Source organism: Promicromonospora sp. Populi (assembly GCF_041081105.1).
GTDB lineage: Bacteria > Actinomycetota > Actinomycetes > Actinomycetales > Cellulomonadaceae > Promicromonospora.
Genome location: NZ_CP163528.1, coordinates 96,638 through 122,925 on the forward strand (window position 1 = coordinate 96,638; position 26,288 = coordinate 122,925).

Consider the following 26,288-nt stretch of genomic DNA (forward strand, 5'->3'; position numbering starts at 1 on the left):
GGTGCGGGTGCAGGTGCTGTCCGGACGTCAGGTTCAGTCGGGTACGAGCGGGAGACTCCCTTGAGCAGGTACGGCACGGCGAAGTGGACGAGCAGGGCAAGCCTGAGTGTTGTGGCCGCAACGGTGGCGATCACGCTGGCTGGATCGGGCACGGTGCCAGCCGCTGCTCTGGCGGATGGTGACGACCGGGCGGGCTGGACCTTGGAGGAACGCCGCGAATACGGCGAGGGCCTCAAGGACCCCTCGCTCTCGTCAGAGGAGGCAGCGGTCCCGGCGACCGATGTCGATCCGGACGCTGCGGCGCCAGACCTGACGGGCTATGAGGACACGGCAGAGGCCCGGGTCGACGTTGACCCGGTGGAGTGGCCCTCCGCGGGCGACGTCACCCTGACGCTGCCGGAACAGGCGGCTGATGTTGCAGAGGGCCAGGCGGGCGGGCTGCCCGTCCAGATCGAGCAGGTGGCGGCTGAGCCGGCCAGCGGCAAGACGGCGGCCTCCCGCAGTGCTGCGGCGGCGGGCGGCGACGTTCGAGTGGAGCACGAGCCGCGGTCTGTCGCGTCGCAGGTCGGAGCAATCGGCGGTGTTGTCACGCTGGATAACGCCGATTCGGCCGCCTCGGGTGCGCGAACGGCAACTGGCGCTACGGCGGCTGCGGCAACCGACGAGAGCACTCGTGTGCGGGTCGGGATGGACGTCTCGTTCCTCGCGGACGCTGGCGCGGACCTGGTCTCCCGGCTGACGCTGGTGCAGCTGCCACAATGCGCCCTGAGCACGCCTGAGCTCGAGGAATGCCAGACGCGAGTCCCGGTCGAGGGCGTCGCGCTGGACGACCGGCGCAGCGACGATACGACGTCGGGCGGGATCATCCTGTCCGGCGAGGTCGAAGTCCCCGCCGAAGCGGATACCGCATCGCTGTCAGCCACCGACACCGCGGCTGCGGCAGGCCCGACGGTGCTGGCCGTGATGGCTGAGGAGGAAGGGCCGAACGGGGACTGGGCTGCGTCGTCGCTGTCGTCGTCGGCCTCGTGGGACGTGTCCGAGCAGACCGGTGGTTTCACCTGGTCCTACCCGATGCGCACACCTCCGGTACCGGGTGGGCTCTCACCGCAGCTGTCGCTGGCCTACTCCTCGGCGTCTCTCGACGGCAAGGTCGCCTCCAGCAACACCCAGGCCTCCCAGGTCGGCGACGGCTGGGAAGCGAACGTCTCGGGGTACGTGGAGCGCAAGTACGTGCCGTGCACGGAGGACCAGCAGGACAAGAACAACGTGCCGCCGAACAACGCGACACACGACTCCGGCGACCTGTGCTGGAAGACGGACAACGCGACGCTCGTGTTCAACGGGAGCGCGACCGAGCTGGTGCGCGACGGTGAGACGAACACATGGCGCCCGAAGAACGACGACAACACCAGGGTCACCCGTGCCACTGGCGGCTGGGGTGACGGACGGGACGGAGAGCACTGGGTCGTCACTACCGACGACGGCACCAAGTACTACTTCGGACGGGGCAAGACGTCCGCCACGGGCGCCGTCCTAGCCTCGGTGTTCTACGCGCGTGTGTACGGCAACCACGACGGCGAGCCGTGCCATGCGACCACGTTCTCGGGATCCGGCTGCATCATGGGCTGGCGTTGGATGCTCGACCACGTCGAGGACAAGCGCGGCAACACGATGACCTACTCCTACAACCGTGAGTTCAACCGGTACGGCCACAACAACAACAGCAGCACGACGCAGTACGTCACCGGTGGCCGTCTGGCCGCGATCGAGTACGGCACGAAGGTCGGCTCGACCACCGCGGCCCCTGCCCGCGTCGAGTTCTCCTACGGGGAACGCTGTATCCCGACCAGCACCTTCACCTGTGCGGCTGAGGACCGGACCGTGGAACACGGCTCGCACTGGCCGGACCTGCCCCTGGACCTGGTGTGTACGTCCACCACAACGTGCCCGGAGGTGCAGAGCCAGGTCTTCTTCGAGCGGTACCGAATGACGGGTATCACCACCCAGATCCGGTCGAACGGCACCCTGGTGGGTGTCGACAAGTGGGGTCTGACCCAGACGATGCCAACGGTGGGCGACTCGATGCCGACCGTTTGGCTGGACAAGCTCACTCACACGGGTCTGGGCGGCAACAACGACGTCGCAGACGACATCTCGCTGCCAGTGGTCGATTTCACGAGCGAGCAGCTGCAGAACCGGGTCAACGGCATCGGCACCGACGGCGCCACTGCTATGACCCGGCTGCGCGTGTACAAGATCCTGTCGGAGTCCGGCGGCGTCACCACGCTGGACTACTCGGAGACAGAGTGTTCCCCCACGAACCTTCCGGCCAATCCGTGGAGCAACACCATGCGGTGCATGCCGGTTTTCTATACCCCGCCAGGTGTCGAGACCGCCAAGGAACACTACTTCCATCACTACCGGGTGGAGCGGATGACCGAGTCCGCGGGCTCGGCGATCGGCGGTACGCCCGTGACCACGGACTTCGTGTACACGGGCGGACCGGCGTGGCACTACGACGACAACGAGCTCGTCAAGGCGAAGGAACGCACCTGGGGCGAGCTGCGCGGCTACGCACGTGTCGACGTCTACACCGGCGACACAGGCGATGCCGCTGCGCCGCAGTTGCGGACTGCCTACCGATACTTCCGTGGAATGGATGGTGACCGGAACGACCGTGCCGGCAACACCGTCAAGTCGAGGGCGGTCGATGGCATAACCGACCTGGACCAGTACGCCGGGATGGTGCGTGAGGAGATCACCTACCAGGACGCCGCAGGCGCAACTCAGGTCTCATCGAAGGTAAGCACTCCATGGCGGTCGCCCTCCACCGCGACGGACCCGACCGACAGCACCAACAAGGCGTTCCACACCGGCGTCAGCTCTGTGGTGACCACCACGCGTGCGCCGGAGCGGGCCAGCGGTCAGATGGTTACTCAGGTCGACACGGAGCTTGATTCTGCGTACGGCATGCCGCTCAATGTGTCTGACCGGGGTGACACCAGCACGACCGGGGACGAGACTTGCACGACCCCGACCTACACACGCAACACGGTTACCAACTGAAGCTGGTGCAGCGACAGGTAGTCGTCAGCGTGCGGTGCGACCAGGCTCAGAACCCCGCACCGCCGGACCAGGTGGTCTCCGACGTGAAGTACACCTACGACGGCGGGACCTTGTCTCGCGGCCTGGTGACACGGGTCGAGGAACTGGACCGTTACGAGGGGACCACCCCGACGTACGTGGCTACCACCACAGCGTACGAGCCAGTCGGGACTGGTTACGCACGGGCAATCCGGGTCACCGACCCCAAGTCCCGGGTCACCGAGACGAGCTACGTGGATAACGCGGCGGGTCTCAACGCGCGCACTACCGTGAAGAGCCCAGACCCGGACGGCAGTGGCGCGCTGACGCCGCACGAGACCACCACCGAGGTGGACCCGGCCTGGGGTTCCCCGGTCAAGGTAACCGACCCCAACAACAAGGTCACCTCCGGCACCTACGACGCGCTGGGCCGGCTCAAGCAGGTCTGGCAGCCGGGTCGCCCGCAGGCAACGGCGACCCCGAACACGAAGTACGCCTACTGGGTGCGCACCACGGGCATGAACGCCGTGATCACCGAGACCCTCAACTACGACGCGTCGGCCTATGTGAAGTCGACGCAGATCTTTGACGGGTTGCTGCGCACCATCCAGACGCAGGCGCCGTCGGCGTCGGACACCCAGCCGGGGCGGGTGCTGACCGACACGATCTACGACTCGCGCAATCTGCCGATCAAGACGAACGACGGCTGGTACAACGCCAGCGCACCAATCACGACCCTCGCGATCCCGACGATGGCTGTGCCCGCCCGAACTGTCACCCAGTTCGACGGCGCCGGACGCGCGGTGGACGAGACGTTCTACGTCGGCGAGGACGGCGCACCGCACGACGACGGGTCCTACGACCCGACCTGGACCACGACCACCACGTACGCGGGCGACCGCGTGCACGTGAACCCCCCGGTCGGTGGCATCCCGACCACGACGATCAACGACGCCCGGGGTAACACGGTCGAGCTGCGCCAGTACGAGGGCGCTACCCACACCGGCACTTCCCACAACACGAAGTACGCGTACGACGACGCGAACCGTCTGGAGACGGTGACCGACGGGGCGGGCAACGAGTGGACCTACGAGTACGACCTACGTGGGCGGCAGACCAGCACGACTGATCCGGACAAGGGCACCACGGAGACTACCTATGACGAGGTGGGCAATGTCCTGACCACGACCGACGCGCGCGACCAGATCCTGGGGTACACCTACGACGCCCTGGACCGGAAGCTAACGCAGCGGGCCGGCGGCACCGGCGGCACGGTGCGTGCCAAGTGGGCCTACGACACGGTGCAGAAGGGGCAGCTCACCTCCAGCACCCGCGTGGAGGGCAGCGCCGAGTACATCAGCACGATCACCGGTTACTCGAACGACTACCAGCCCACCGCCCAGAGGGTAACCCTGCCGCCGAACGTGGCGTCGTTGGGCAGTCTGGCGGGCACCTCGTTCACGACCGGGTACACCTACACGCAGGACGGTCGCCTGTACGAGACCGACTACCCCGCGGCCGGACAGTTGAGCGCCGAGAACGTCCGGATCCACTACGGCGAGGCAAATCTCCCGGACGCGCTGTCGGGGGCAGGAAACTACGGGTACTACGTGGCCGCGGCCACGCACTCACCGTTCGGTGACCTGGACTACCTCGACCTCGGTTCCGAGTACAGCTACCAGCACTACCTGGACATCGAGCGCGGCACCCGGCGCCTGGTCGGCGCGGTGCAGACTACCGAGCAGCCCGACGGCAGCATCGACTCGCTGGTCAAGGCCACCTATGCCTGGGACGACGCAGGGAATCTGACCTCGGTCAAGGACGTGCCCGTTGCGGCCGACGGTGGTCAGCCGGCCGACCGGCAGTGCTACCGGTACGACTGGGCGCGTCGCCTGACCCAGGCATGGACGCCGTCCAACGGGGACTGTGCGGCGTCGCCGACGTCCTCGACTGCGCTGGGCGGGGGCGCGCCGTATTGGAACACCTACAGCTACGACGCGATCGGCAACCGGACTGGGGCTGTGACCCGGACGCCAGCCGTCGCTGGCGGCGCGGCGTCGTCGACGACGGCTACCTACGCCTACCCCACCTCGGGTGCGGGTGTGGACCGGCCGCACGCGGTTACGGGTGTGACAGCGACGGGTACCGGTGCCGGGATCTCGTCCTTCACGTACGACGATTCCGGGAACATGACCGGACGCACTGTGGCGGGGCAGGCCGCGCAGGCACTGACGTGGGACGCGGAGGGCGAGCTCGCCGGTGTCGCGTCCGACGAGAACGGTGACGGGACCGTCTCCGAGGCGGAGACCGCGGACGGGGACAAGTACGTCTACACCGCCGAAGGTGAGCGCCTGATCCGGCACCAGGCCGGCGAGCAGGGGGCCACCACCACGGTCTACCTGCCCGGCGGGCAAGAGCTCGTGCTCGACAAGACCACGAGCCAGGTGACTGCGTCGCGGTACTACGCGTTCGAAGGCAAGACCGTGGCAGTGCGTACCGGGATGGCCCGCGACGACGTTTCCACGATCGTTCCCGACCACCACAACACCGCTCAGATCCAGATCACCAATGTCTATGGCGTAGTCACCCGCAAGTACACCGATCCGTTCGGCGTCGAACGCGGCACGACTGGTGCTGTGGATGAGTGGACCGGAGACCACGGGTTCCTGGACAAGCCAGTGGACGCTACGGGGCTGACTGCCGTCGGGGCGCGGATGTACGACACGATGTTGGGCAGGTTCCTCACGGTGGATCCGATCATGGACCTCACCGACCCACAGCAGTGGAACGCCTACTCCTACGCCAACAACAATCCCACCACGCAGTCCGATCCAGACGGCCTGGAGCCTCGCCCGTACCACCAGAAGGGCGACGACGGTAAGAGCTGCGCCGGCTTTGACTACAACAACTGCGCTGGCGGCGGAGGGTCGGGCCCAGGTGGCTGCGGATCAATGTGTCCCCCTGACATCCCGACGGACGATTCGATCTACGGCGATGTCGCCTCGACCTATGACTATCACCAGGCGTCCAGTGTCCCGCGACCCGTGCACACCGCTGGTTACACCGTCATGGCGGGCATATTCTCGCCGCAGACTGAGCAGGCTCTCGGCGCAGCTGCCTGGGTCAGCCCTTTCGCCGACGCAACCCAGTTGGGCCTCTACCTTGCCTGCATCCAGAAGGGCTGCACAGTTTATGAAGATGCCACCGGCGGAGCCGCGTGGGCGGCAGCGGGCATCGTCGTCCCGGGTGGCAACTTTGCTAAGAAGGGTGACGAGGTCGCAGAAGCTACTAGCTTCTTCCGTGGTGCGAAGCCGGGCGAGTCGCCATCATTTGCTCCGCGGCCAAATGAGTTTAAGGTCGACTCTGAGACAGGATTCGTGCGCAGCACGCACGGAGTTTCGGTGTTCGATAACCCGCAGAGCGTTTCCAGCAAGAACTTTGTCCCTCACCGCATCGACTTGTCGACTGTTCCCAGCGAACTGAACATAATTCAGCGCGGAAAAGATCCGCGGCACTATGAGATTGTTCCGCGACCGGGCATAAACTTGACGCCCCAGCAATTCTCCGCGTGCCTGTCACGGATTCAGTGTGGATAGGAGTTGATATGGCCTACCAGGTCAGATTTCCGGATGACTTCGACGACTATGCGTGGGAGGTTGAATCGAAGGGCGTATTCTGGGAAGCTGTAGTGTACAATGAGGGCCGTTCATTTGCGGTAACTTTTTACGATAAGGAACGACTCGCGCAGGATCTGGCGGAAGATGTCGGACCGGGGCGATCCGCCGTACTTTCCCGCGTCATCGTGGTTGAACATGTAACACGTGAATGCATGTCGCAAGCGGTTGGCAAGTTGTCGCCCGGTGTCCTTGATTGACAAGTGCAATTCGCTCGCGCTGTAATGGGTGCTCAGGTTTATTTTGCTTCGACAGTTCTGTCGGCAATGTCGAGGCATTGTTCATCGAGCTGCGATTGATTCCATGGAAATGTTTCGGCTTGGGCTGAAGGGTGTTGCAGTGTCATGGCCTTACCTCGGATCGACACCGATCTGACCAGGAAGTGTTAGTGGTGAATCTTGATTTGACTATCGCAGAGCGTGAGGCCTTGATATCTGCGATTGTGCGTTTAAAGTTCGATGATGACAGTGTCCCTGAGCCTTATTTCGGAAGCCCGGTGATCGCAGAGGCGCTACGAAAGATGCTTGCGTCAATAATTGACGAGAGCCGCGATTCGGGAGACCTAGGGAGAACTTCGAGATGGCAAACGTGGCAGGACTGGGGATCTCGTGCCTATGAAAGATCGATTATAGTTAAACATGTCGCCTCCCTGTCTGTCTGGCTCGAATGGACGGAAGGTCAGAAAGGCGACTATCTGCAACACTGTGCGGCCCCATTCCGTTTGACTGGTTCGGAGGTCCGCGAGCTAATTTCCGAGATCGGGGAAGTCAATCGTTGAGGTCTGGGCGATAGTATCGGCTTATCACGAGGGCTAGTAACTCTGCGCCTCGCTCCTATTGGCATCTAACCAGATTTGGAGTCGATCGGCGTGGCTGATGGCGAGTTAACTGCGGCAATAGTTCTTTGGACCGGTCGAGAGTGCTCGGATAGCCCAACACGTGATTCCGAATCGGTCATCCGTGATTACGGAGATAGCGTAGGGCGGACACTTCTGGCAAGAATCCTTGAAATCGAGGAGGCGTTTTACAAAACTAGCGCCCATGCGAAGGTTTCTGATCTTGCAGCGATGGGTGAGCAAGCGGCAGCAGATTTCCGCCCGAAGCACCCGGAAGTTGGAGAGGAAGCGGTCCAAGCGCTTGCATGGTGCTACACGTTCGACTATCGATGACCTTGGGTCACTGGACGAGCCGCTGGCCGCTAAGGGGCTGACCGCTGTTGAGGGCGTCGTCTGTAGGCCCGCATGGCAGCGAAATTGTTCGGCCAGCAGGGTGGGCGGCTGCAGGTGCAGCTCCGAAGCAGTGGTCAAGATGACTGGTGAGGAGGAAGAAAGTTGGCTGTTTTCTGGGCTGCCACGTCTCCTACAACTGGAAGTTTCGTTCCGGCCGAACAGGACGATTACGACGGTCTCATCGCACGGTTCGGCGAGCTGCGTGATCAAGGGCAGGGATACCTCGAGGTTCGCGGCGATGCACAGTTCCCCCTCCTCACGCTGGGTTTCAGGGGGGAACGGGGTGTCGTCCAACTCGTGTCCGACGAGGCGACGACCGCACTTCTTGTCGCGGATCCGTCTGCGACCAAGGATGCAGAGGTCCTGGTGATAGACGACTTTGTAGAGTTCGCGTCCGAATTCGTGCTGTCTTTAGATCGCGCCTGGCAAGTGATCGACAAATTCGCTCGTGGAGGCGATCCTGCGCAAGTAGGCGAGTGGTGGGATTCGTGAGGACTGAGCAGGCCGCCGTCGGGGGTGTAGTTCCGCACTGCAGTGAAGGCTTTCGGTCGGCCGATCGAGTAGCCGAATCGGCGCGGCTCATTGAACGGGTCCCCATCTCGAGTCTCGGAAAGGGAGTGCCACCTTAATGACGACCTATTTCTCCATTGATGATGGCGATCTGCGCATTTCGCGAGACTTGCCATCATTCGAATGTAGGGGTCGTCCCGATGGGTTGGCGGTGACGGAGTTTCATATGGTGCCCGATTGCACTGCAGCCATTGTTCTTCTTGACCCGCCGCTGCGTTCGAGGCGCGTCCGAAATCTGGTGAAAGTTGGATCCGGATCGGACATTCTTTGGCATGCCCAACTGCCCGATGCAGCGACGGTGACGTGATGGCTTCAACGTGGAGTGGATACCGTATTCGCCTCTCTGGCGGATCGGGAAGGCTCTTGGACAGCACTTTCACGAAGTAAACGGCTTCAACTGGCAGCTCAAACCGGCGATTGACCGGACCGCGGGAGCTTGTAGAGCAGCACTTCGGGTTCCGACCGGTCTTTGAACTGGGACGACGCATTCGCCGAGCCTCTCAAGCCGTCAGTGGCTAGCGGATGTTCTGGTCCAACAACATGCCGACGAGGAGCGCGAACGGGTCGTCGCTCAGCAGTCGGTCCGTGTCGGGGTCGCCGGTGATCCAGAGCTCGGTAGCCGTGTCTCCATCTTGCCTCGTGTTGGATCAGCCGACAGTCCCGTACCTGTCCAGGAACGTCGTCACAGCTTCATGAGCGACCACATCCAGCTCCTCGGCGGTGTAACGCGCCGCTCCGGCGGTGAGGGTGAGACGGTTCAGGGGTGCGGCCAGGGTGAGCCAGGTGAGCTGTTCGGCGGCGACCTGCGGGTTGTCGATCCGTAACAGACCACGGGTGGCGAGGTGTTGGAAGGCGTCGGCCAGGAGTGCCTGGTTGTGCTCCCAGCTGCGCCGCACATAGTCGGCGGCCACCTCGGGGAACCGCTCGGCCTCGGCGGCGATCAGCGTCCGCATCTGGAGGACCGGTGGGCTCAGGACGCCGGCGTGCAGCGTCCGCGAAAGCCCCAGCAGTCCCTGCTGGATGTCGTCCGTCTGCATGAGCTGCTGCAGGTGTGGGCTCATCGAGTCGCGTCCGCGATCGACCCAGTCCCGGACGACGGCCGCGTAGAGGACCTCCTTGGACGGGTACTGCCGGTAGAGGGTCTGCTTCGAGATCCGCGCTCTTGCGGCGACGGCGTCCATCGTGGCACCGGAGTACTGGTGCGCCAGGAAAACGTCGCGAGCGATCGCGAGCAGGTCGGTGCCGCGGCTGCCACCGGGCCTTCCGCGAGGTCGCGGTGGTGAGGCTGAAGTGGTCACATCCTAAATAGTACTGGACAGTACTGCGCGCCCCGCCTACAGTACTGATTAGTACTAAAAATGAGGAGGAGCATCATGATCGCTTTGGGTGTCGCAGTCGCTGCCGTGGCGGCGTTCGTGCTCAGTTCCGTCTACTACGTCGTCACCACACCGCTCGAACAGCGAGCGCTCGGCGACCGTGCCCTTGACCGCGGGCGCCCTGCTCCGTGGAAGGCGGTGACCGAGCTGGCGCGGACGGTCGTGGTCGGGGCGGGGTTCGCATGGATCGCCGCACAGGCCGGAATGCTGACCCTGCCCTCGGCCCTGCTGCTGGCGCTAGTGCTCTGGGCGGCTTTCCCCCTGGTGCTGCTCACGGGCTCGATCATCTGGGAACGCGTGCCCTGGCAGACCGCGGCCATTCACTCAGGCGACTGGCTGCTGAAGCTCCTGCTCATCGCACTCGCCGTCGGCCTCATCCACTGATCCGGAAGGGAATCTGATCATGTCCACAGCAACAAGCGCGGGCCCGCTCGACCGAACCTTCACCGCCGTACTGCTCCAGAGCGAAGCGAAGGGCGGCTGGACCTACCTCAAGCTCGACGACTCGGCCGAGTACTTCGGCACCCGTGGCCTTGTCAAGGTCACCGGCACCGTCGACGGCGTTCCGTTCACCAGCTCGTTCATGGCGCTGGGCGACGGCACGCACAAGCTCCCGATTGCGGCCAAGCTGCGCCGTGAGATCGGAAAGCAGGCCGGCGACGCCGTCACGGTCCACCTGCAGCAGCGCTTGAACTGATCGCGCCGCGGTGCGATCGCCTAGCTCGGGGCGCTTTCCGGAGCTGAGCTCGCGAGGTCGTCCAGGAAGCGAGTGACGACGTCGCGCTCGTCCGGCGTCAGGCGCGCGGCGGCGTCGAACCGGCGGGCGTGACTGCGACCGACGGTTTCGCGAGCCACACGCCGCGTCTCCTCCGATACCTCGATCGCGAGGCTGCGCCGGTCGGACGGGTGCGGGAACCGGCGGACGTGGCCGCCCGTGGCGAGCCTGTCGAGAAGCTTGGTGGTCGAGGCCGTGGTGATGCCCAGGTGCTCGGCGATCGCGCCCGGCGTCACCACGCGCCCGTGGTTCTGCATGGCCATGATGTAGCGGATCGCCCGCATGTCGCTCTCGCCGAGCTTCATGTACCGGCGGGACGCCTCGCTCATCCGGCGCTCGGTCTCGCGCCATCCGCGCAGCGCCTCGAGCACGCGCACCACCTGGTCGACGTCCTGGTCGTCCAGGCCGGCCCGCTGGACGATCTCCTGGTCGGGGTCCATCACGCGCGGATCCAGCATCGACGGCTCGACGGGTTCGCCCGGCTCCTGTTCATGGACCACATCCAGATCCTATCCGGCGGGTAATGCTTGCTGTGCTTAAATATAGCCTGGCTAGCAAAACCTCATGGAGCGTGAGTCATGAACCCCTCGTCATCCCTTGCGCTGTACTCCGAGACCGCGCACGTCGCAGCTGCCCGGATCATCGGCGCCTACTCGACCTCATTCAGCCTGGCCACCCGTCTGCTGCCGCCCACGGTCCGCGCGATGATCGAGGACATCTACGCGCTCGTGCGCGTGGCCGACGAGGTGGTCGACGGACCTGCGCACGAAGCCGGCCTCGCGCCGGCCGAATGCCGTAACACCCTCGACGCCCTGGAGAGCGAGACGCTCACAGCCATACACAGCGGCTTCAGCGCGAACGTGGTGGTGCACGCCTTCGCCGCAACGGCCAGAACCATCGGCATCGACGAGGTGCTCGTACGCCCCTTCTTCGCTTCCATGCGCCGCGACCTGGACCCCGTGGACTCGCTCACCGACGCCGAGTACCGCACCTACGTGCATGGCTCCGCGGAGGTAGTGGGGCTGATGTGCCTGCGGGCTTACCTGCACGACCACCAGGTCACCCCTGCAGCACGTGAGCGGCTCGAAGGGGGCGCCAGCCGGCTGGGCGCCGCGTTTCAGAAGATCAACTTCCTGCGCGACCTCGGTGACGACGAGGACCGCCTGGGCCGGTCCTACTTTCCCGGCATGGTCCCCAGCGGGTTCGACGACGAGCACAAGGCGGTCGTCGTCAAGGACATCGACGCCGACCTGGCCGCGGCCCGCGCCGTCATCCCCCTGCTGCCTCCCGGCCCACGCCGGGCCACCGCGGTGGCGGCGGGGCTGTTCGCCGAGCTCAACGACAGGCTACGAAAGACATCCACCGCACAGCTGCGCCGCCAGCGTGTCTCCCTGTCGAGAGCCGTCAAGCTCCGCGTCGTCGCCACGGCCCTGGCCGAGGCACGGGAAGGTAGGCGATGAGGCGCGCCAACTACATCGGCGACGACGAGATGCGCGGGCGACGGGTGATCGTGGTCGGTGGCGGCATCTCGGGCCTGGCGACGGCCGCGCTGCTCGCCCGCGAAGGCGCCGAGGTCACGCTGCTGGAGGCCCGAGAGGAGCTCGGTGGACGCGCCGGACGCTGGCAGAAGGACGGCTTCCGGTTCGACACCGGCCCGTCCTGGTACCTGATGCCTGAGGTGTTCGACCACTTCTTCCGCCTGCTCGGCACCAGCGCGGACGCCGAGCTGGACCTCGTCCGGCTCGACCCCTCCTACCGGGTCTTCTTCGAGGGCGACCCTGAGCCCTTCGACCTGCCCGCCGACGGCGCCCGCGAGGCGCTGCTCGCACTGGACCCGCCGTCCGCGCCGGACCTGGGTGTCTACCTCGACTCGGCCGCGGAGACGTACCGCCTAGCCACCGAGCGGTTCCTCTATGCGACGTTCGCCTCGCTCACGCCGTTGCTCGACCCGGATCTCGTGCGGCGCGTGCCGCGTCTGGTGCGCCTGCTCGGGGAGCCTCTGGACAGCTTCATCAACCGGCACACGACGGACGACCGGGTGCGCCGGATCCTCGGCTATCCGGCGGTGTTCCTGGGCACCTCGCCAAGCGGGGCGCCCAGCATGTACCACCTCATGAGCCACCTCGACGTGGCCCAGGGGGTGCTGTACCCGCGCGGCGGGTTCGGTGCCGTGATCGAGGCGGTCGCGCGTGTCGCCGAGCGCGCGGGCGCGAAGCTCTTCACCGGGCAGCGGGTGGACCGGATCACGGTGGCCGACGGCGCCGTGACCGGCGTCGAGGTCACCGACGGCACGGGCGGCTCCCACCAGCTGGAGGCGGACGTCGTCGTGTCGACGGCGGACCTGCACGTCACGGAGCGCAGCCTGCTCGATCCCGCGCACCGCAGCCACAGCGATCGCTGGTGGGAGCGGCGCGATCCCGGACCGGGCGCGGTGCTGGCGCTGCTGGGCGTGCGGGGTGAGCTCCCGCGGCTCGCGCACCACACGCTGCTCTTCGCCCGGGACTGGCAGGAAGGGTTCGACGCGATCTCCGGGGCGCATCGTTCGGTGCCGAATCCTGCGTCCCTCTACGTCTGCCGGCCGAGCGCCACCGACGACGTTGCCCCGCCTGGCCACGAGAACCTGTTCCTGCTCATCCCCGTGCCCGCCGACACCACCATCGGTGCCGGCGGCCTGGACGGCGCCGGGGACGCGCGCGTGGAGCGCATCGTGGACGACGCGATAGCGCAGATCGCCGACTGGACCGGGACCGCCGACCTCGCTGAACGAGTGGTGGTCCGGCGCACCATCGGCCCCGCCGACTTCGAGCGGGACTTCGGCGCCTGGCGCGGCGGCGCCCTCGGTCCCGCGCACACGCTGCGGCAGAGCGCCATGCTCCGCGGATCGAACGCCTCCGCACGGGTGTCCGGCCTGCTGTACGCGGGCGCCACGACCATCCCCGGGATCGGCCTGCCCATGTGTCTCATCAGTGCGGAGCTTGTGCTGAAAAGGCTGCGGGGCGACACGAGCGCCGGGCCCTTGCCCGAACCGGAGGCCCCATGAGCTTCGGCTACCTCGCCGCGCTGCTCGTGTCCGCGACCGGCGTGCTCGTCGTGGACCGGAAGTTCCGGCTCTTCTGCTGGGCCGCCCCGGCGCGAGCGGCTGCCGTCCTCGCGATCGGCACCGCGTTCTTCCTGGCCTGGGACCTGGCCGGGATCGGGCTCGGCATCTTCTTCCGTGGTGCCGGGCCGTACATGACAGGGCTCCTGCTCGCGCCGGAGCTGCCCGTCGAGGAGCTGGTGTTCCTCATGTTCCTCTGCGAGCTCACCATGGTGGTTGTCCTGGGCGCACAGCGGCTCATGGACCGGGCTGAACCGAGCCGCCGACCAAGCCCGCGAGACGACGAGGCGCGATGACCTACCTGCTGCTCGCGCTCGCCTTTGCCGCGACGGCCAGCCTGGTCGCCGTCGTCGCGCACCTCGCCGTCGTACGAGGTGGTGTTTCTAGAGCTCGACCCACGTCCTGGCAGGCCCTCACGGCAGCCGCCGTCGCCCTGCTCGTGCTTACCGCCGTGTTCGACAACGTCATGATCGCCACCGGGCTGATCGCGTACTCCGACGCCCACATCTCGGGGGTCCGGATCGGGCTGGCGCCGGTCGAGGATTTCGCGTACCCCCTGGCCGCCGTCGTCCTGCTGCCCGCGCTCTGGTCGTTCTTCGCCTCCCGCTCCGGGGATGGTCGTGCTCGCTGACCTCGTGCGCGCCTCGCGCCCCCTGAGCTGGATCAACACGGCCTACCCGTTCGCCGCGGCATACCTGCTGGCGACGGGGGAGGTGGATGTGGCTCTGGTCGTCGGGACGCTCTTCTTCCTGGTGCCGTACAACCTCGCGCTCTACGGGATCAACGACGTGTTCGACTATGCGTCGGACCTTGCCAACCCGCGCAAGGGCGGGGTCGAGGGTGCGCTCCTGCCGCCCCGGCGCCATCGCCTCGTCCTTACGGTGTCCGTGCTGACCTGCGTGCCCTTCGTGGTCGCGCTGATCTTGCTCGGCCCGCCGTTGTCCTGGGCTGTGCTCGCCGTCAGCATCTTCGCGCTCGTCGCGTACTCCGCGCCGCCGTTCCGGTTCAAGGAGGTGCCGGTGCTCGACTCCCTGACCTCCAGCGTGCACTTCGTGAGTCCGGCGGTCTACGGGCTGGCGCTGGCCCATGCCGACCTGACGCCTGAGACATTCGCAGTGCTCGGCGCTTTTCTCCTCTGGGGGATGGCGAGCCACGCCTTCGGTGCGGTCCAGGACGTCGTCCCCGACCGGGTGGGAGGCATCTCCTCGATCGCGACGGCGTTCGGCGCGGCCCGCACCGTCCGCCTCGCGATGGGCGCGTGGATCGCCGCCGGCCTGCTGGTCGCCGCCACGGGCTGGCCCACCGGCCTTGCCGGGCTGCTCGCGCTGCCGTATCTCGCGCTTGCACTTCCGTACGCGCGGCTGGACGACGAGGACTCCGCGCGGGCCAACGGCGGGTGGCGTCACTTCCTGTGGGTCAACTACGCGGCGGGCGCCGCAGTGACGATCCTGCTCATCGCGACCGAGCTGTACCGCACCTAGGGAGGCCTCATGTCACTGACTCACTCGAGCGTGGTGGGATACCCGCGGGACGAGGTGTTCGCCTGGCACGAACGGCCCGGCGCGATCATGCGGCTCACACCCCCGTGGTCGCCCCTGCGGGTGCTCCAGGAGGCTACGTCGCTGGACGGTGGCGAGGCCGTGCTGCGGCTGCCGCTCGGCCTGCGCTGGGTGGCCAGGCATACCGGTTACGAGCCGCCGCAGCGGTTCGTCGACGAGCTGGTCTCCGCGCCCCTGTGCTGGGTCGTGAGCTGGCGGCACACCCATGAGTTCCACGACGAGGGCGTGCGCACCCGCATCACCGACACGGTGGACACCCCGGTGCCCGCCGCTGCGCTGCGGTCCATGTTCGCCTATCGGCACCGCCAGCTCGGCATGGACCTGGCGGCGCAGGCGAGCGCCCGAAATCACGGCGACCGGTCGATGGTCGTTGCGATGACCGGCAGCCGGGGACTGGTCGGCAGTGCTCTTGCGCCGTTCCTCACCACGGCTGGCCACCGCGTGATCCGACTGGTGCGCGGCGCGACGCGAGGCCCCGACGAACGGCACTGGGACCCGGACGCACCGGCCGAGGACCTGCTGCACGGCGTCGACGCGGTGGTCCACCTTGCCGGCGCCTCGATTGCCGGGCGGTTCACCTCGTCCCACCGCGCGGCCGTGCGCGACTCGCGGATCGGTCCCACCCGCGCCCTGGCAGAGCTGGCCGGGCGCACACCGGAAGGACCTGGTGTGTTCGTGTGCGCCTCCGCGATCGGGTACTACGGCCCGGACCGAGGCGACGAGGAACTCATCGAGACCAGCCCGCCCGGCGACGGCTTTCTTGCTGAGGTGGTGGCGGACTGGGAGCAGTCCGCGGCGCACGCGGCCGAGGCCGGCCTGCGGGTGGTCACGGTGCGGACCGGGCTGGTCCAGTCCCCGGCCGGGGGCACGCTGCGGCTGTTTCGCCCGCTGTTCGCCGCGGGTCTCGGCGGCCGGCTCGGCGACGGCCGGATGTGGCAGTCCTGGATCGGCATCGACGACCTGGTGGACGTATATCACCGCGCTCTGTACGACACCAGGTTGTCGGGCCCGGTCAACGCGGTGGCGCCGCACGCAGTGCGCAACAGCACCTATGCCGCGACGCTCGCCCGGGTGCTACGGCGCCCGGCCCTGGTCCCGGTCCCGGGACCAGGGCCGCAACTCCTGCTGGGCAGGGAGGGCGCCGCCGAGCTCGCCGAGGCAAGCCAGCGGGTGTATCCCGCTGCGCTCCTGGCGGCAGGGCACCGGTTCCGGCACCCCACACTGGAGCCGGCGCTTCGTCATCTGCTCGGCCGGGACTGGCCGGCCGCGGACTAAGGAGAACCAGATGAACGACCACAGTTCCAACGACCGGGTTCAGCAGGTCGTCGTCACCCTCAGCTTCCTGGTCTGCATCATCGGATCCATGATCGGGGTCGGGGTGTTCGGCGGTACGCCGATCGCGTCGGCGGCCGGCGGCGCGCTTGCCGCCGACGCGACCCTGCTCGCACCGGCGTCCCCGGCTTTCTCGGTGTGGACCGTGGTCTATCTCGGCCTCGCGGGGTACACCGCGCTCCAGTGGTTCCCCAGCCCTGCAGCGGCGCAGCGACAGCGCCGGCTGCGGCTGCCGGTGGCCGCGAGCATGTTCCTCAACGCCGCATGGATCCTCGTGGTCCAGGCGGGCTGGCTCTGGGTGAGCGTCGTGGTCATCGCTGTGCTGCTCGGGGTGCTCGCCCGGATCTTCGTGATCCTGCTGAGCTCCCGGGCAGCCGGAGCCGTGGAGCGCCTCCTGGTGGACGGGACGCTCGGCCTCTACCTCGGTTGGGTCTGTGTGGCGACCGTCGCCAACGTCGCGGCGGCTCTGACCGCCTCGGGGTTCGACGGCGGGAGCATCGATCCGGCTTGGTGGGCGGTCGCGACCCTCGTGATGGTCGGCGTGGTCGGGGTTGCTCTGGCCGTGCGGGGCAGCGGCCGCATAGCCGTGGCCGCTGCGATCGCCTGGGGCCTGGCCTGGATCGCCGTGGCTCGCTGGGACGGCACGCCGCAATCCGTCCCGACGGCGGTGGCGGCGGCCGCCACAGCCGTCATCGTCCTGGGCGTCACGGTGGGCCTACGTGTGCTTGCCACGACGCGCAGCACCGGCAAGGCCGCCGCGTGAACATGCTCAGCCGCCGCCGCGCAGGGGGAGGGCAGAGATGACCGACGCCCCAGCACTGATCTGGTTCCGCCGCGACCTGCGCGTGGCCGACCAGCCCACGTTCCTGGCCGCGGGGGAGAACCGGCGCGCGCTCGCCCTGTTCGTGCTCGACCCGCGCCTGCTCGCGCCGGCCGGGGAAGCGCGGCTGTGGTTCCTGTACGGCTGCCTGCAGGCCCTGGACCAGAGCCTGGGCGGGCGGCTCCTGGTGGTCGAGGGCGACCCGGTCGACGTCGTCCCGCGGGTCGCTCGCGAGATCGACGCCGGCGCCGTCCACGTCGCCGCCGACTTCGGACCGTACGGCCAGGTCCGTGACCACGACGTCGAGCGCGCGCTGGTCAAGGAGGATCGGGAACTTGTACGCAGCGGCTCGCCCTACGCGGTGTCTCCCGGCCGTGTCCGGGCCGCGGACGGAGGCCGCTACCGCGTGTTCACGCCGTTTCGTCGGGCCTGGGCCGACCACGGATGGCGGCAGCCGGCCCGGACGGATGCCAGCTACCTCGACTGGATCGATCCCGAGACGGTGGCCGTCGAGGCCACACCGGTGCCCGACCTGCCCGCCGTCGACGCAGACCTGCCCGAGCCGGGAGAGGCGGCGGCGCACCGGCGCTGGGAGCGGTTCCGGCACGACCACCTCGACGCGTACGCCGACGGCCGGGACCGGCCCGACCGCCCGGGCACCTCACGCATGTCGGTCTACCTGAAGTACGGCTGTGTACACCCGCGCACCCTGCTCGCCGACATCGGGGCCAGCATGTCGGACGGCGCGCAGTCGTTCCGCAGCGAGCTCGCGTGGCGCGACTTCTACGCCGAGATCCTCGACCAGCGTCCCGACTCCGCTCGCCGCAACTACAACCGTGCTTTCGACGCGCTCGTGACCGACAGCGGGCAGCACGCCGACCGGCTGTTCGCCGCCTGGCAGGAGGGACGCACCGGGTTTCCGATCGTCGACGCCGGGATGCGGCAGCTGCGGGCCGAGGGCTGGATGCACAACCGGGTGCGCATGATCACGGCGTCGTTCCTCGTCAAGGACCTGCACCTGCCCTGGTGGTGGGGTGCCAGGCACTTCATGCAGCTGCTCGTCGACGGCGACCTCGCCTCCAACCAGCACGGCTGGCAGTGGGTGGCCGGCAGCGGCACCGACGCCGCCCCGTACTTCCGCGTGTTCAACCCGGTGCTGCAGGGGGAACGGTTCGACCCGGACGGTGACTACGTGCGGAAGTACGTCCCCGAGCTCACGGACGTTACCGGCAAGGCCGTGCACCAGCCCTGGAAGCTGTCCGACGGTCCGCCCGCCGGATATCCCGCACCCGTCGTCGACCACAAGTACGAGCGCGCAGTGGCGCTGGACCGGTATGAAGCGGTCAAGGAGGCTCAGCACCGCGAACGCGAAATGCGCTGAAGCCGCTGCGCTCGCTCGCACCCAGGCATGGTCCGACGCACCGACCAGGACTGCTCAATGGACGATTCAAGGCCGCGGGCGAGAGTGCCTAAGGGATCGCTACGCGGGCGTGCACCTGCTAGTCTCCGTCAAATCGGTTGGACGAACCGGTTTGACGATCGATGGCAGCGAGGCCACAGTGTCCACAATCGGCGACGTCGCCCGTGTTGCGGGCGTCTCCCGCAGCACCGTTTCGCACGCCCTGTCCGGCAAGCGGCCCATCTCCCTGGCGACGCGGGAGCGCATCGACGAGGCGATCCGCGAGCTGAAGTACACGGCGAACGCCGGCGCACGTGCCCTTGCGACGTCGAAGTCGTCGATCCTCGGCCTGATCGTGCCGTTCACGCCGGAGGAGTTCGCGCCGGCGACGATGCAGTACGTGCTCGCGATCACGGAGACCGCCCGCTCGCTGGGCTACGACGTGCTGCTGGTCACCGAGGACGAGGGTTCCGCCGGGATCACCCGGATCAGCGAGAGCAACCTCGTCGACGGCGTCATCCTGCTGGACGTCAAGCGGCACGACGACCGGCTCGCCGCGCTCGCGGAAGCCAGGTGCCCCGCTGTGCTCATCGGTGTGCCCGAGGGTGATGTCGAGCTCGATGTCGTGGACCTCGACTTCACTGCGGCAGGCGGCCTGCTGGTGCAGCACCTGCACGACGAGGGGCACCGAGAGGCCGTCTTCGTCACGCTCCCCGACGCGATCTTCCGGCTCGAGCTGGCATACGCCTGGCTGTTCCGCGACGCGGTGGTGGCCAAGGCCGCCGAGCTCGGAGTCGAGCTGCACGCCGTCGAGGGCGACGCCGACCCGGAACGCCGCGCAGCCGCGATCTCCTCGGCGCTGGACGCCCACCCGGAGGCCACGGCGCTGCTGGTGCACAACGACGGCGCCCTCGCCGACCTGCAGCAGATCCTGCACGAGCGGACGCTGCGCGTGCCTGAGGACCTGGCCGTCGTGAGCCTGTACCCGGAGCAGTTCGGCCGGATGTTCTCCCTGCCCTACACGGCGATCGAGACCTCGGCGGCACGTGTCGCTGCCGACGCCGTGCACCTGCTGGCCAGCCGGATCGACGATCCCGAGATCCCGTTCACCCGCCGCCTGCTGACCCCGGTCATGATCGACCGAGGTACCAGCCGAAGGCACTGACCCACCAGCTCCTGCGGCTCGGTCGCTGCAGGATCAAACCGGTTTGACGATACACGTGATGTTCCGCTACCCATCCCACCTCGCAAAGGAGCGAAAGATGAAGAAGAGAACATGGGCAGCATCGCTGCTGGCCGCGCTCGCGGCCGCCGCAGTGGCTGCCGGAGCACTCGTGGTGGCCACGCCGGCCACGGCCGCGACTGCCACGGTGACGGTGAACGTCGGCCAGTCCACGGGGGTCGGCAACCTTGGCATCGGCCGCGGGTTCCTCTACGGCCTGTCGACCGACGGCTCGGCCCCCTCCGACGCACTGCTGCGTCCGCTCAAGCCGACGTCGTTCCGCTCGGGCGGAGAGATCGACGAGCCGGGCTCGTTCGGCTGGGCGCTGGGCGAGGCGCAGTTCAACCCCCGCTACGCCGCAGCAAGCGCCCAGGCCAAGCGGGTCACGCGCGCGCCGTACGACGCGACGTTCGACCTGATCCTCTCCGACCTGTGGGGCTCGGACGGGTCCGGCATCCGCCCCGACCCCATCGAGGAGCCCTGCGACGACGGCCCCGCCTGCGCCAACTGGGTGGCCTTCCTGACCGAGCTCATCGAACGGCTCGGTGACGACGGTCTGCTCAACGACGACGTGCGGTTCGACATCTGGAACGAGCCGGCGGCCAACTCGTACTTCTGGCCGCGCAGCCAGGAGCAGTACTACCAGATGTGGAACAAGGGGGTGCAGACGATCCGCGCGCTGTACCCGGACGCCATCATCGTGGGCCCGTCCATCCCGAACTATCACTGGCCGACCCTGCAGAACTATCTCAACCAGGCCCGGACGGCGGGCACGATGCCGGACATCTGGAACTGGCACTTCAGCGGCGAGCCGCTCGCCGACGCGAACGAGGCGCGCAGCCAGCTCGCCGCCGCGGGCTTTCCGAACATGCCCATCGCGATGAACGAGTACCTCTACAGCGACCAGCAGTTCGCCGGGTTCGCCGCGTGGTACCTCGCGCAGCTGCAACGGGCCCGGTACGAGTCCGCCGTGCACGCGATCTGGAACAACTGCTGCGGCAGCGGACTGCTCGACGGGCTGCTCGTCAACACGGGGTCCGGCGTGCAGACGACGGGCGCGTACTGGGTCTACAAGGCCTCCGCCGACGCGACGGGCACCGTGGTGCAGTCCGCCGGTGCGGGCGGCGTCGACCTGCTGGCCACCCGGGACGACTCGGCCAGGTCCGTCTCGGTGCTGCTCGGGTCCCGTGGCACGTTCAGCGGGACGCTCACGGCTCAGCTCAGCGGCATTCCGTCGAGCTTCCTGCAGAACGGACGGGTGCGGGTGGTCGTCCAACGGCTCGTGGAGGGTGCGCTGCCGGAGCCGCTCACGATCAGTGACACCAACGCGACGGTCAACGGCGGCAACCTGAGCGTCACCGTGCCGTGGACGTCGACCACCGACGCCTACTCGGTGCGGATCCTGCCGGGCACCTCCAGCGGCGGCAGTGTCACGACCGTGGACGGCAACGTCAAGGGCACCGGCCAGAACCAGTTCGCCTACACGTCGGGCTGGGGCACGACCACGGGGATCGCGGACATGTTCGCGGGCACGGCCAACTGGGCGTCCGGTTCGAGCGACGTCGCGACGTTCGCCTTCACCGGCACGAAGGTCGAGCTGCGCTCCGTGCGCGACACCGACCAGGGGCGCTACTCCGTCAGCATCGACGGGGGAGCGGCAACGGTCGTGGACGGCTACGCCGCCACTCGTAACGCCAGCGGAGTCACCTGGACGAGCCCGACGCTCGCATCCGGCAGCCACACCCTCACGCTCAGGCCGACCGGTCAGAAGAACCCCGCCAGCAGCGGGTTCACCCTGGCGATCGACCGCGTCGACGTCACCGGGTAGGAACGGGGGTCCGGGGCGGATCGTCGCTCGCCCCGGACCCGCGGCACTGTCGCAAGACGACGCCGGCCAGCAAGACGACGCCGACCACCACGGCGACCGTCATCCCTCCGCGCGCAGCCGCCGCCCCGCGCGCAGCACGGTTGCCCGGGCCAGCTCGTCGAGAGCGTCCACGAGCACGACGTCGGGCAGGAGGGCCGGCGGGGTCGCCTCCGCCGCGACCGACAGCTCGGTGCACCCCAGCACGATCGCGCCGGCCCCGCGCGAGCGCAGGTTGGTGATGACACCCTCCAGCGCGGTCAGGTCACCGCCACGGCCCGCCTTCACGCCGTCGTAGATCAGGGACGTGACCATCGCCTGGCCGGCGACGTCCGGCACCAGGGCCTTGACGCCGAGCGCGCCGAAGGCGTCCAGGTAGACGCCCGACGCGATCGTTCCCTCCGTCGCGAGGAGGCCGACGGCCTCCGGCCGTGGCCCGCTGAGGCGACCGGCCCAGGTATCGGACGACAGCACCGCGGACACCGTCACGTCCACCATGGACAGCAGGGGGACCGACGTCGCCGCGCCGATCGCACCGGCGAATGCGTGTGCCGTGTTGCACGGCAGCACGAGGAAGTCGGCCCCCAGAGCGGCGAGTCGCCGCGCGTCGGCGGCGAGCACGGGCCCTGGATCGTCGGTGGAGCGCCCCAGCACGAACGCCGTCCGGTCCGGGATGGTCGCGTGCTGCAGCACCGCCATGTCGACGTGGTCCTGATCGTGTGCCGCGTCGGTCAGCCGGACGACGCGTTCCAGGAACAGGACGGTCGCGAGCGGCCCGACCCCGCCCAGCACCCCGACGAGCGCGCCTCCCGCCCCGGGCCCGACGCTCGGCGCGCCGACGTCAGGCAACCTCGCACTCCGCCGACGGAAGGGGCCCGGTGTCAGGCTGCCCGGGCACCGGGCCCGCTTCCTGCAGCGGGTGGAACCGCGAGAACTTGCGGACCTGGTTCAGCTCCGCGAGACGCACCCAGGCGTCGCGGCGCGGCGACAGGTCCCGCTTGTACTTCAGCGGGTGCACGACATGGGCGCGGCGCAGGGCGGCGCGCATCGACTTGTCCTGCACGTACTTCTCCAGGAGGAAGCCCGGGATGATGCGGTACAGCACCTCCAGCGGCTCGATGGCCTTGGGCCAGTCGGCGGAGAGGTGGTCCGCCATCCAGTAGGTGGCAGGGTTCAGGCCGCTTGCGGTCAGGTAGAAGTTGGACCGCCCCGTACGCGGGTTCAGCTCCAGGAAGTGCCCGACGCCGGTACGCGGGTCCACCTTCACGTCGAAGTTCGCGAACCCGGTCCAGCCCAGGTGCTCCACGAGCCGGCGGGTGTCCGCCTCGAGCTGCGGGAGCCGCCCGGTGAGGATCGCCGCCGGGTTCCCCAGCGTCCCGGGCGTGTGCTCCTCGAGCAGCACTCGACCGCCCCACGCCATGCGCATTGCGCCCGTGCGGTCGGAGTAGGTGGTCATGATCCGCATCTGCGAGTCGTCGCCGGGTATGTACTCCTGGATGATCATCGGCCGCCGGTAGCCCGCGTCTCCGGCCGCCCGCAGGAGCATCGACAGCTCGGCGCGATCCTGCACCAGGTGCACCTTCGCCTTGCCATGGAACTTCGTGTGGTGCCACGCCGTGTTGTCACCGGGCTTGGCGATCAGCGGATACCGCAGGTCGAGGTCGCCGACCGGATCCCCGCCGGCGCGCACCTCCGTGCGGGGGTGGGGGACCCCGATCTCGTGGCAGAGCTTGGAGAACCGCTGCTTGTCCATCACGTGATCGAGCAGATCGACCGGCGCGTAGGGGACGACCGCCACGTCCTCCAGCCGATCGCGGTGCTCAGAGAGTGCCCGCACGTACCAGTCCACGCAGGTGAGCGCGATGACCGGGCCTGGTGCAGTCGCGGCGATCCGGCGGATCAGCTCCACCATCACGGCGGGGTCGTCGAGGCGCGGCTCGACGACGTTCTCGATGATGTTGGAGTGCGCGACGTTGGGCGTCGGGACGATGGACACGACGGTGGACCGGACGCCGTAGCCCTCGTGGAAGGCGCGAGCCAGACTGTAAGCGCCGGCGTCTCCACCGAGGATGACCGGGTGGACGGCTGCGAGGTTCGTCATGCCCACTAACACGCACAGTGCATAAGGAACGTTGTGTATCAGAGTGGGTGAACTGGAAAATTCGGGCGCGGGGCGTCCGGTCAGGGAATGAGCCGGTCCACGATCTCCAGCGTGTCCGCGGTGAAGTGCCCGTCGTCGCGCACCACGAGCGTGCCGCCGAGCTGGTCGAACATGGCCCGGCCCTGGTCCGCGTCGCAGCCGAACTCGTCGGTCACGGAGTTGAGGAACACCAGCTCGCGGGCGTGCGAGCGGATGGCCGCCCAGTCGTAGGAGCCCTGCAGCACCGGCTCGTCGCCGTCGTTCGGCTGCGTCGAGTAGCCGGCGACGAGGAGCGCCTGCGCCACGGTGACGTCGAGGTGCTCCAGCAGCGCCAGCAGCAGCGCGGCCCCGCCCGAGTGCCCCACCAGCACGGTGTCCTCGTCGAACGTGTGCGCCGCGAGCACGGTGGGCAGGAACGTCGCGATCGGCTCGACGTTGGTCCCGGGGTGGTGCGGCGTCTCGACGTCGTACCCGCGTGCCCGCAGCTGCTCGGCGAGCCAGGGGTACCAGATCACTGTCGGGTTGGCGGTGGTCCCGTGGAAGATGATTGCCCTGCGTGCCATCGGCTCTCCTTCGTCGTAGTCCCTGCCAGGGCGGAGGCCCGACCCGCGTCAGCGCAGCAGGCGCACCTCGAGGACGTTCGTGTCGGGGTCGGTAGCGGTGACGCCGTCGGGCAGGAACCCGGCGCGCTGGAAGAACTTGCGTGCCCGGGGGCTGGACGCGAACGTCCAGAGCTGCGCGGGTGTGCCGGGCGGCAGGGCGTTCTCCAGCAGGGCGTGGCCAACGTTGGTGCCGTGGAAGTTCGGGTCGACGTAGAGCTCGTGCAGCTCGATGGCCCGGGCCGGCGGGTGACCCAGGTGCGGGCCGGACGGGTTCTTCATCGCGAAGCCGACGATCTTCTCGCCCACCTCGGCGACGAGCGCCTTGTTCCCGGCCGCGAGGATCCGCATCCAGCCCTCGGTGCGGGTGCCGAGCGTCTCGAACTCCCAGTGCTTGGGCGCCAGGAGGTCGCCATAGATCGCGCGCCGCGTGGTCCAGTGCACCGCGGCGATGCCCACGGCATCGTCCGGGGTCGAGGCGCGGATGTGGAAGTCTGACATGAGTGGAACGGTAACCCGACTATCTGACCATGCGTAGCTCGGCGAGGTCCGCGGTGCTCGCGTCGACCACCCGCGCGCCCTCCAAAGTGAACCCGTTGCGCTCGTAGAAGCGGCGAGCCCTCGGGTTGTCCTCCGCCACCCAGAGCTGCGCGCCGGTGCCGGGCGGCACCACGGCATCCAGCAGCGACTGCCCGACGCCGGTCCCGTGGTGCGCCGCCAGGACGTACAGCAGGTACAGCTGCCGGCCACGTACCGGCACCACGTCCTCCTGCTCGACGGCGTCACCGGCCATCGCGATGCCGATCACCTCACCTTCGACCTCCGCGACGACCGGGGCTGCGCCGTTCGCCAGCCAGCGCTGCCACGTCGAGGTGCGACGCTCCAGCGTGGCGGTGGCCCAGAACTCGGGCGGGAGGATCGCCCCGTAGGTCGTGACCCAGGTCGTGTGGTGCACCCGGGCGACCGCGGCGGCGTCGGACAGAGTGGCTGTACGCAGGTTCACGACGCGAAACATACTCCCGCGCCGGAGCGTCCGATGACACGGGACCGACCTGCCGGGCAGGCAGCAGGGTCAGGCCGGGTGCAGGCTCCCGACCAGGCACTCCTCGATGCCGGCCGCCGAGAGCAGCATCGACGGCACCGATGCGAGCCAGCCGACGGCCTCGTACGCGGGCACGACGTGCACGTCCTTGACCAGGAACTCCGAACCGCCGCGGGTCAGCCGCACCGTCCCGGCGCTGACCGTGTTGCGGGCCCAGTCGGTGCCCGACCCCCACGGCAACGGCAGCACGGCCAGGATCTCCTGCTCGGGCCGGGCCGCGAACACGACCAGGGGAGTGTCGTACTGCTTGTTCGACCTGCGCCCCACATGGTGCAGGACCACGAACGGCGGGACACGTCCGGCGACGCGGAGCACCCACGGGTTGAGAACCTTGCCTGCTTGGACTACGAGCTCAGGAGCGGCCATGGCCCCCATCATGGTTCAGGTGAGCGGATCCGTCAGCATGGGCGACGAGAAAACCTGCCGCCACACCGGATCCGGCTGCGA

General features: G+C 68.0%; 25 protein-coding genes and 1 pseudogene. 17 read left to right on the top strand and 9 right to left on the bottom strand.

Annotated elements, in window-relative coordinates; all coding sequences use genetic code 11:
- Positions 1-60 precede the first annotated feature (60 nt).
- The 5 genes from AB1046_RS00475 (at position 61) to AB1046_RS00495 (ending at position 8,478) form a co-directional block, all read left to right on the top strand.
- Positions 61-3,066, top strand: a complete 3,006-nt coding sequence (locus AB1046_RS00475; protein ID WP_369371823.1) for a hypothetical protein — start codon at positions 61-63, stop codon at positions 3,064-3,066.
- Between the two features lie 5 nt (positions 3,067-3,071).
- A complete protein-coding gene (locus tag AB1046_RS00480; protein ID WP_369371824.1) occupies positions 3,072-6,680 on the top strand; it encodes an RHS repeat-associated core domain-containing protein in 3,609 nt (1,202 codons plus the stop codon).
- An 8-nt stretch (positions 6,681-6,688) separates the two neighbouring features.
- A complete protein-coding gene (locus AB1046_RS00485) occupies positions 6,689-6,958 on the top strand; it encodes a hypothetical protein (RefSeq protein ID WP_369371825.1) in 270 nt (89 codons plus the stop codon).
- A gap of 668 nt (positions 6,959-7,626) precedes the next feature.
- Positions 7,627-7,926, top strand: coding sequence for a hypothetical protein (locus tag AB1046_RS00490; protein ID WP_369371826.1), 300 nt, complete (start codon positions 7,627-7,629; stop codon positions 7,924-7,926).
- A gap of 162 nt (positions 7,927-8,088) precedes the next feature.
- Positions 8,089-8,478, top strand: coding sequence for a hypothetical protein (locus tag AB1046_RS00495; RefSeq protein WP_369371827.1), 390 nt, complete (start codon positions 8,089-8,091; stop codon positions 8,476-8,478).
- 599 nt (positions 8,479-9,077) lie between these two features.
- On the opposite strand, the pseudogene AB1046_RS00500 reads toward AB1046_RS00495, so the two are convergent.
- A pseudogene (locus AB1046_RS00500) lies at positions 9,078-9,161 on the bottom strand (Fe-S cluster assembly protein HesB); the annotation flags it as partial.
- A 42-nt stretch (positions 9,162-9,203) separates the two neighbouring features.
- Positions 9,204-9,854: a TetR/AcrR family transcriptional regulator gene (locus AB1046_RS00505; RefSeq protein ID WP_369371828.1), complete on the bottom strand. Its 651-nt coding sequence runs from the start codon at positions 9,852-9,854 to the stop codon at positions 9,204-9,206.
- Positions 9,855-9,929: 75 nt separating this feature from the next.
- Here AB1046_RS00505 and AB1046_RS00510 point away from each other — a divergent pair, with 75 nt between their 5' ends.
- Complete coding sequence (locus AB1046_RS00510) at positions 9,930-10,316, top strand: DUF1761 family protein (protein WP_369371829.1); 387 nt, start codon at positions 9,930-9,932, stop codon at positions 10,314-10,316.
- A 19-nt stretch (positions 10,317-10,335) separates the two neighbouring features.
- Positions 10,336-10,629: a DUF1905 domain-containing protein gene (locus tag AB1046_RS00515; protein ID WP_369371830.1), complete on the top strand. Its 294-nt coding sequence runs from the start codon at positions 10,336-10,338 to the stop codon at positions 10,627-10,629.
- A 20-nt stretch (positions 10,630-10,649) separates the two neighbouring features.
- On the opposite strand, the gene AB1046_RS00520 is transcribed toward AB1046_RS00515, so the two are convergent.
- On the bottom strand, positions 10,650-11,207 hold the full coding sequence (locus AB1046_RS00520; RefSeq protein WP_369371831.1) for a MarR family winged helix-turn-helix transcriptional regulator: 558 nt from the start codon (positions 11,205-11,207) through the stop codon (positions 10,650-10,652).
- A 78-nt stretch (positions 11,208-11,285) separates the two neighbouring features.
- Between AB1046_RS00520 and AB1046_RS00525 the strand changes: the two genes are divergently transcribed.
- From AB1046_RS00525 to AB1046_RS00570, 10 genes are all read left to right on the top strand, one after another.
- A complete protein-coding gene (locus tag AB1046_RS00525; protein WP_369371832.1) occupies positions 11,286-12,167 on the top strand; it encodes a phytoene/squalene synthase family protein in 882 nt (293 codons plus the stop codon).
- Positions 12,164-13,747 (top strand): phytoene desaturase family protein, encoded by a 1,584-nt coding sequence (crtI, locus tag AB1046_RS00530; RefSeq protein WP_369371833.1) that lies wholly within the window; start codon positions 12,164-12,166, stop codon positions 13,745-13,747. The genes AB1046_RS00525 and crtI overlap by 4 nt, the downstream gene beginning before the upstream one ends.
- Positions 13,744-14,100 (top strand): lycopene cyclase domain-containing protein, encoded by a 357-nt coding sequence (locus AB1046_RS00535; protein WP_369371834.1) that lies wholly within the window; start codon positions 13,744-13,746, stop codon positions 14,098-14,100. Before crtI ends, AB1046_RS00535 begins: the two co-directional genes overlap by 4 nt.
- Positions 14,097-14,435: a lycopene cyclase domain-containing protein gene (locus tag AB1046_RS00540; protein ID WP_369371835.1), complete on the top strand. Its 339-nt coding sequence runs from the start codon at positions 14,097-14,099 to the stop codon at positions 14,433-14,435. The genes AB1046_RS00535 and AB1046_RS00540 overlap by 4 nt, the downstream gene beginning before the upstream one ends.
- Positions 14,419-15,285, top strand: coding sequence for a prenyltransferase (locus AB1046_RS00545; protein ID WP_369371836.1), 867 nt, complete (start codon positions 14,419-14,421; stop codon positions 15,283-15,285). The genes AB1046_RS00540 and AB1046_RS00545 overlap by 17 nt, the downstream gene beginning before the upstream one ends.
- Before the next feature lie 9 nt (positions 15,286-15,294).
- Complete coding sequence (locus tag AB1046_RS00550) at positions 15,295-16,638, top strand: TIGR01777 family oxidoreductase (protein ID WP_369371837.1); 1,344 nt, start codon at positions 15,295-15,297, stop codon at positions 16,636-16,638.
- Between the two features lie 10 nt (positions 16,639-16,648).
- Complete coding sequence (locus tag AB1046_RS00555; protein ID WP_369371838.1) at positions 16,649-17,458, top strand: tryptophan-rich sensory protein; 810 nt, start codon at positions 16,649-16,651, stop codon at positions 17,456-17,458.
- A gap of 37 nt (positions 17,459-17,495) precedes the next feature.
- Complete coding sequence (locus AB1046_RS00560) at positions 17,496-18,896, top strand: deoxyribodipyrimidine photo-lyase (RefSeq protein ID WP_369371839.1); 1,401 nt, start codon at positions 17,496-17,498, stop codon at positions 18,894-18,896.
- 178 nt (positions 18,897-19,074) lie between these two features.
- Positions 19,075-20,079, top strand: a complete 1,005-nt coding sequence (locus AB1046_RS00565; protein WP_369371840.1) for a LacI family DNA-binding transcriptional regulator — start codon at positions 19,075-19,077, stop codon at positions 20,077-20,079.
- Between the two features lie 97 nt (positions 20,080-20,176).
- A complete protein-coding gene (locus AB1046_RS00570; protein WP_369371841.1) occupies positions 20,177-21,964 on the top strand; it encodes a hypothetical protein in 1,788 nt (595 codons plus the stop codon).
- Positions 21,965-22,063: 99 nt separating this feature from the next.
- On the opposite strand, the gene AB1046_RS00575 is transcribed toward AB1046_RS00570, so the two are convergent.
- The 6 genes from AB1046_RS00575 to AB1046_RS00600 form a co-directional block, all read right to left on the bottom strand.
- The gene (locus tag AB1046_RS00575; protein WP_369371842.1) at positions 22,064-22,849 is read right to left on the bottom strand and encodes an aspartate/glutamate racemase family protein; all 786 of its coding nucleotides are present in this window, start codon (positions 22,847-22,849) and stop codon (positions 22,064-22,066) included.
- A complete protein-coding gene (locus tag AB1046_RS00580; RefSeq protein WP_369371843.1) occupies positions 22,842-24,101 on the bottom strand; it encodes a carboxylate--amine ligase in 1,260 nt (419 codons plus the stop codon). The genes AB1046_RS00575 and AB1046_RS00580 overlap by 8 nt, the downstream gene beginning before the upstream one ends.
- A gap of 80 nt (positions 24,102-24,181) precedes the next feature.
- The gene (locus AB1046_RS00585; RefSeq protein ID WP_369371844.1) at positions 24,182-24,703 is read right to left on the bottom strand and encodes an RBBP9/YdeN family alpha/beta hydrolase; all 522 of its coding nucleotides are present in this window, start codon (positions 24,701-24,703) and stop codon (positions 24,182-24,184) included.
- A gap of 48 nt (positions 24,704-24,751) precedes the next feature.
- On the bottom strand, positions 24,752-25,240 hold the full coding sequence (locus AB1046_RS00590) for an N-acetyltransferase family protein (RefSeq protein WP_369371845.1): 489 nt from the start codon (positions 25,238-25,240) through the stop codon (positions 24,752-24,754).
- 19 nt (positions 25,241-25,259) lie between these two features.
- A complete protein-coding gene (locus AB1046_RS00595; protein WP_369371846.1) occupies positions 25,260-25,742 on the bottom strand; it encodes an N-acetyltransferase family protein in 483 nt (160 codons plus the stop codon).
- Positions 25,743-25,811: 69 nt separating this feature from the next.
- Positions 25,812-26,207 carry a hypothetical protein gene (locus tag AB1046_RS00600; protein ID WP_369371847.1) on the bottom strand — a complete coding sequence of 132 codons (396 nt, stop codon included), beginning with the start codon at positions 26,205-26,207 and terminating at the stop codon, positions 25,812-25,814.
- Positions 26,208-26,288 lie beyond the last annotated feature (81 nt).

Excerpts from the sequence above, each read along its gene's own strand:
- AB1046_RS00550 (WP_369371837.1), top strand. The coding sequence starts at position 15,295 with ATGTCACTGACTCACTCGAGCGTGGTGGGATACCCGCGGGACGAGGTG.
- AB1046_RS00485 (WP_369371825.1), top strand. The coding sequence starts at position 6,689 with ATGGCCTACCAGGTCAGATTTCCGGATGACTTCGACGACTATGCGTGG.
- AB1046_RS00515 (WP_369371830.1), top strand. The coding sequence starts at position 10,336 with ATGTCCACAGCAACAAGCGCGGGCCCGCTCGACCGAACCTTCACCGCC.
- crtI (WP_369371833.1), top strand. The coding sequence starts at position 12,164 with ATGAGGCGCGCCAACTACATCGGCGACGACGAGATGCGCGGGCGACGG.
- AB1046_RS00540 (WP_369371835.1), top strand. The coding sequence starts at position 14,097 with ATGACCTACCTGCTGCTCGCGCTCGCCTTTGCCGCGACGGCCAGCCTG.
- AB1046_RS00510 (WP_369371829.1), top strand. The coding sequence starts at position 9,930 with ATGATCGCTTTGGGTGTCGCAGTCGCTGCCGTGGCGGCGTTCGTGCTC.
- AB1046_RS00600 (WP_369371847.1), bottom strand. The coding sequence starts at position 26,207 with ATGGCCGCTCCTGAGCTCGTAGTCCAAGCAGGCAAGGTTCTCAACCCG.
- AB1046_RS00545 (WP_369371836.1), top strand. The coding sequence starts at position 14,419 with ATGGTCGTGCTCGCTGACCTCGTGCGCGCCTCGCGCCCCCTGAGCTGG.
- AB1046_RS00555 (WP_369371838.1), top strand. The coding sequence starts at position 16,649 with ATGAACGACCACAGTTCCAACGACCGGGTTCAGCAGGTCGTCGTCACC.
- AB1046_RS00525 (WP_369371832.1), top strand. The coding sequence starts at position 11,286 with ATGAACCCCTCGTCATCCCTTGCGCTGTACTCCGAGACCGCGCACGTC.
- AB1046_RS00580 (WP_369371843.1), bottom strand. The coding sequence starts at position 24,101 with ATGACGAACCTCGCAGCCGTCCACCCGGTCATCCTCGGTGGAGACGCC.
- AB1046_RS00570 (WP_369371841.1), top strand. The coding sequence starts at position 20,177 with ATGAAGAAGAGAACATGGGCAGCATCGCTGCTGGCCGCGCTCGCGGCC.
- AB1046_RS00560 (WP_369371839.1), top strand. The coding sequence starts at position 17,496 with ATGACCGACGCCCCAGCACTGATCTGGTTCCGCCGCGACCTGCGCGTG.
- AB1046_RS00585 (WP_369371844.1), bottom strand. The coding sequence starts at position 24,703 with ATGGCACGCAGGGCAATCATCTTCCACGGGACCACCGCCAACCCGACA.
- AB1046_RS00590 (WP_369371845.1), bottom strand. The coding sequence starts at position 25,240 with ATGTCAGACTTCCACATCCGCGCCTCGACCCCGGACGATGCCGTGGGC.
- AB1046_RS00535 (WP_369371834.1), top strand. The coding sequence starts at position 13,744 with ATGAGCTTCGGCTACCTCGCCGCGCTGCTCGTGTCCGCGACCGGCGTG.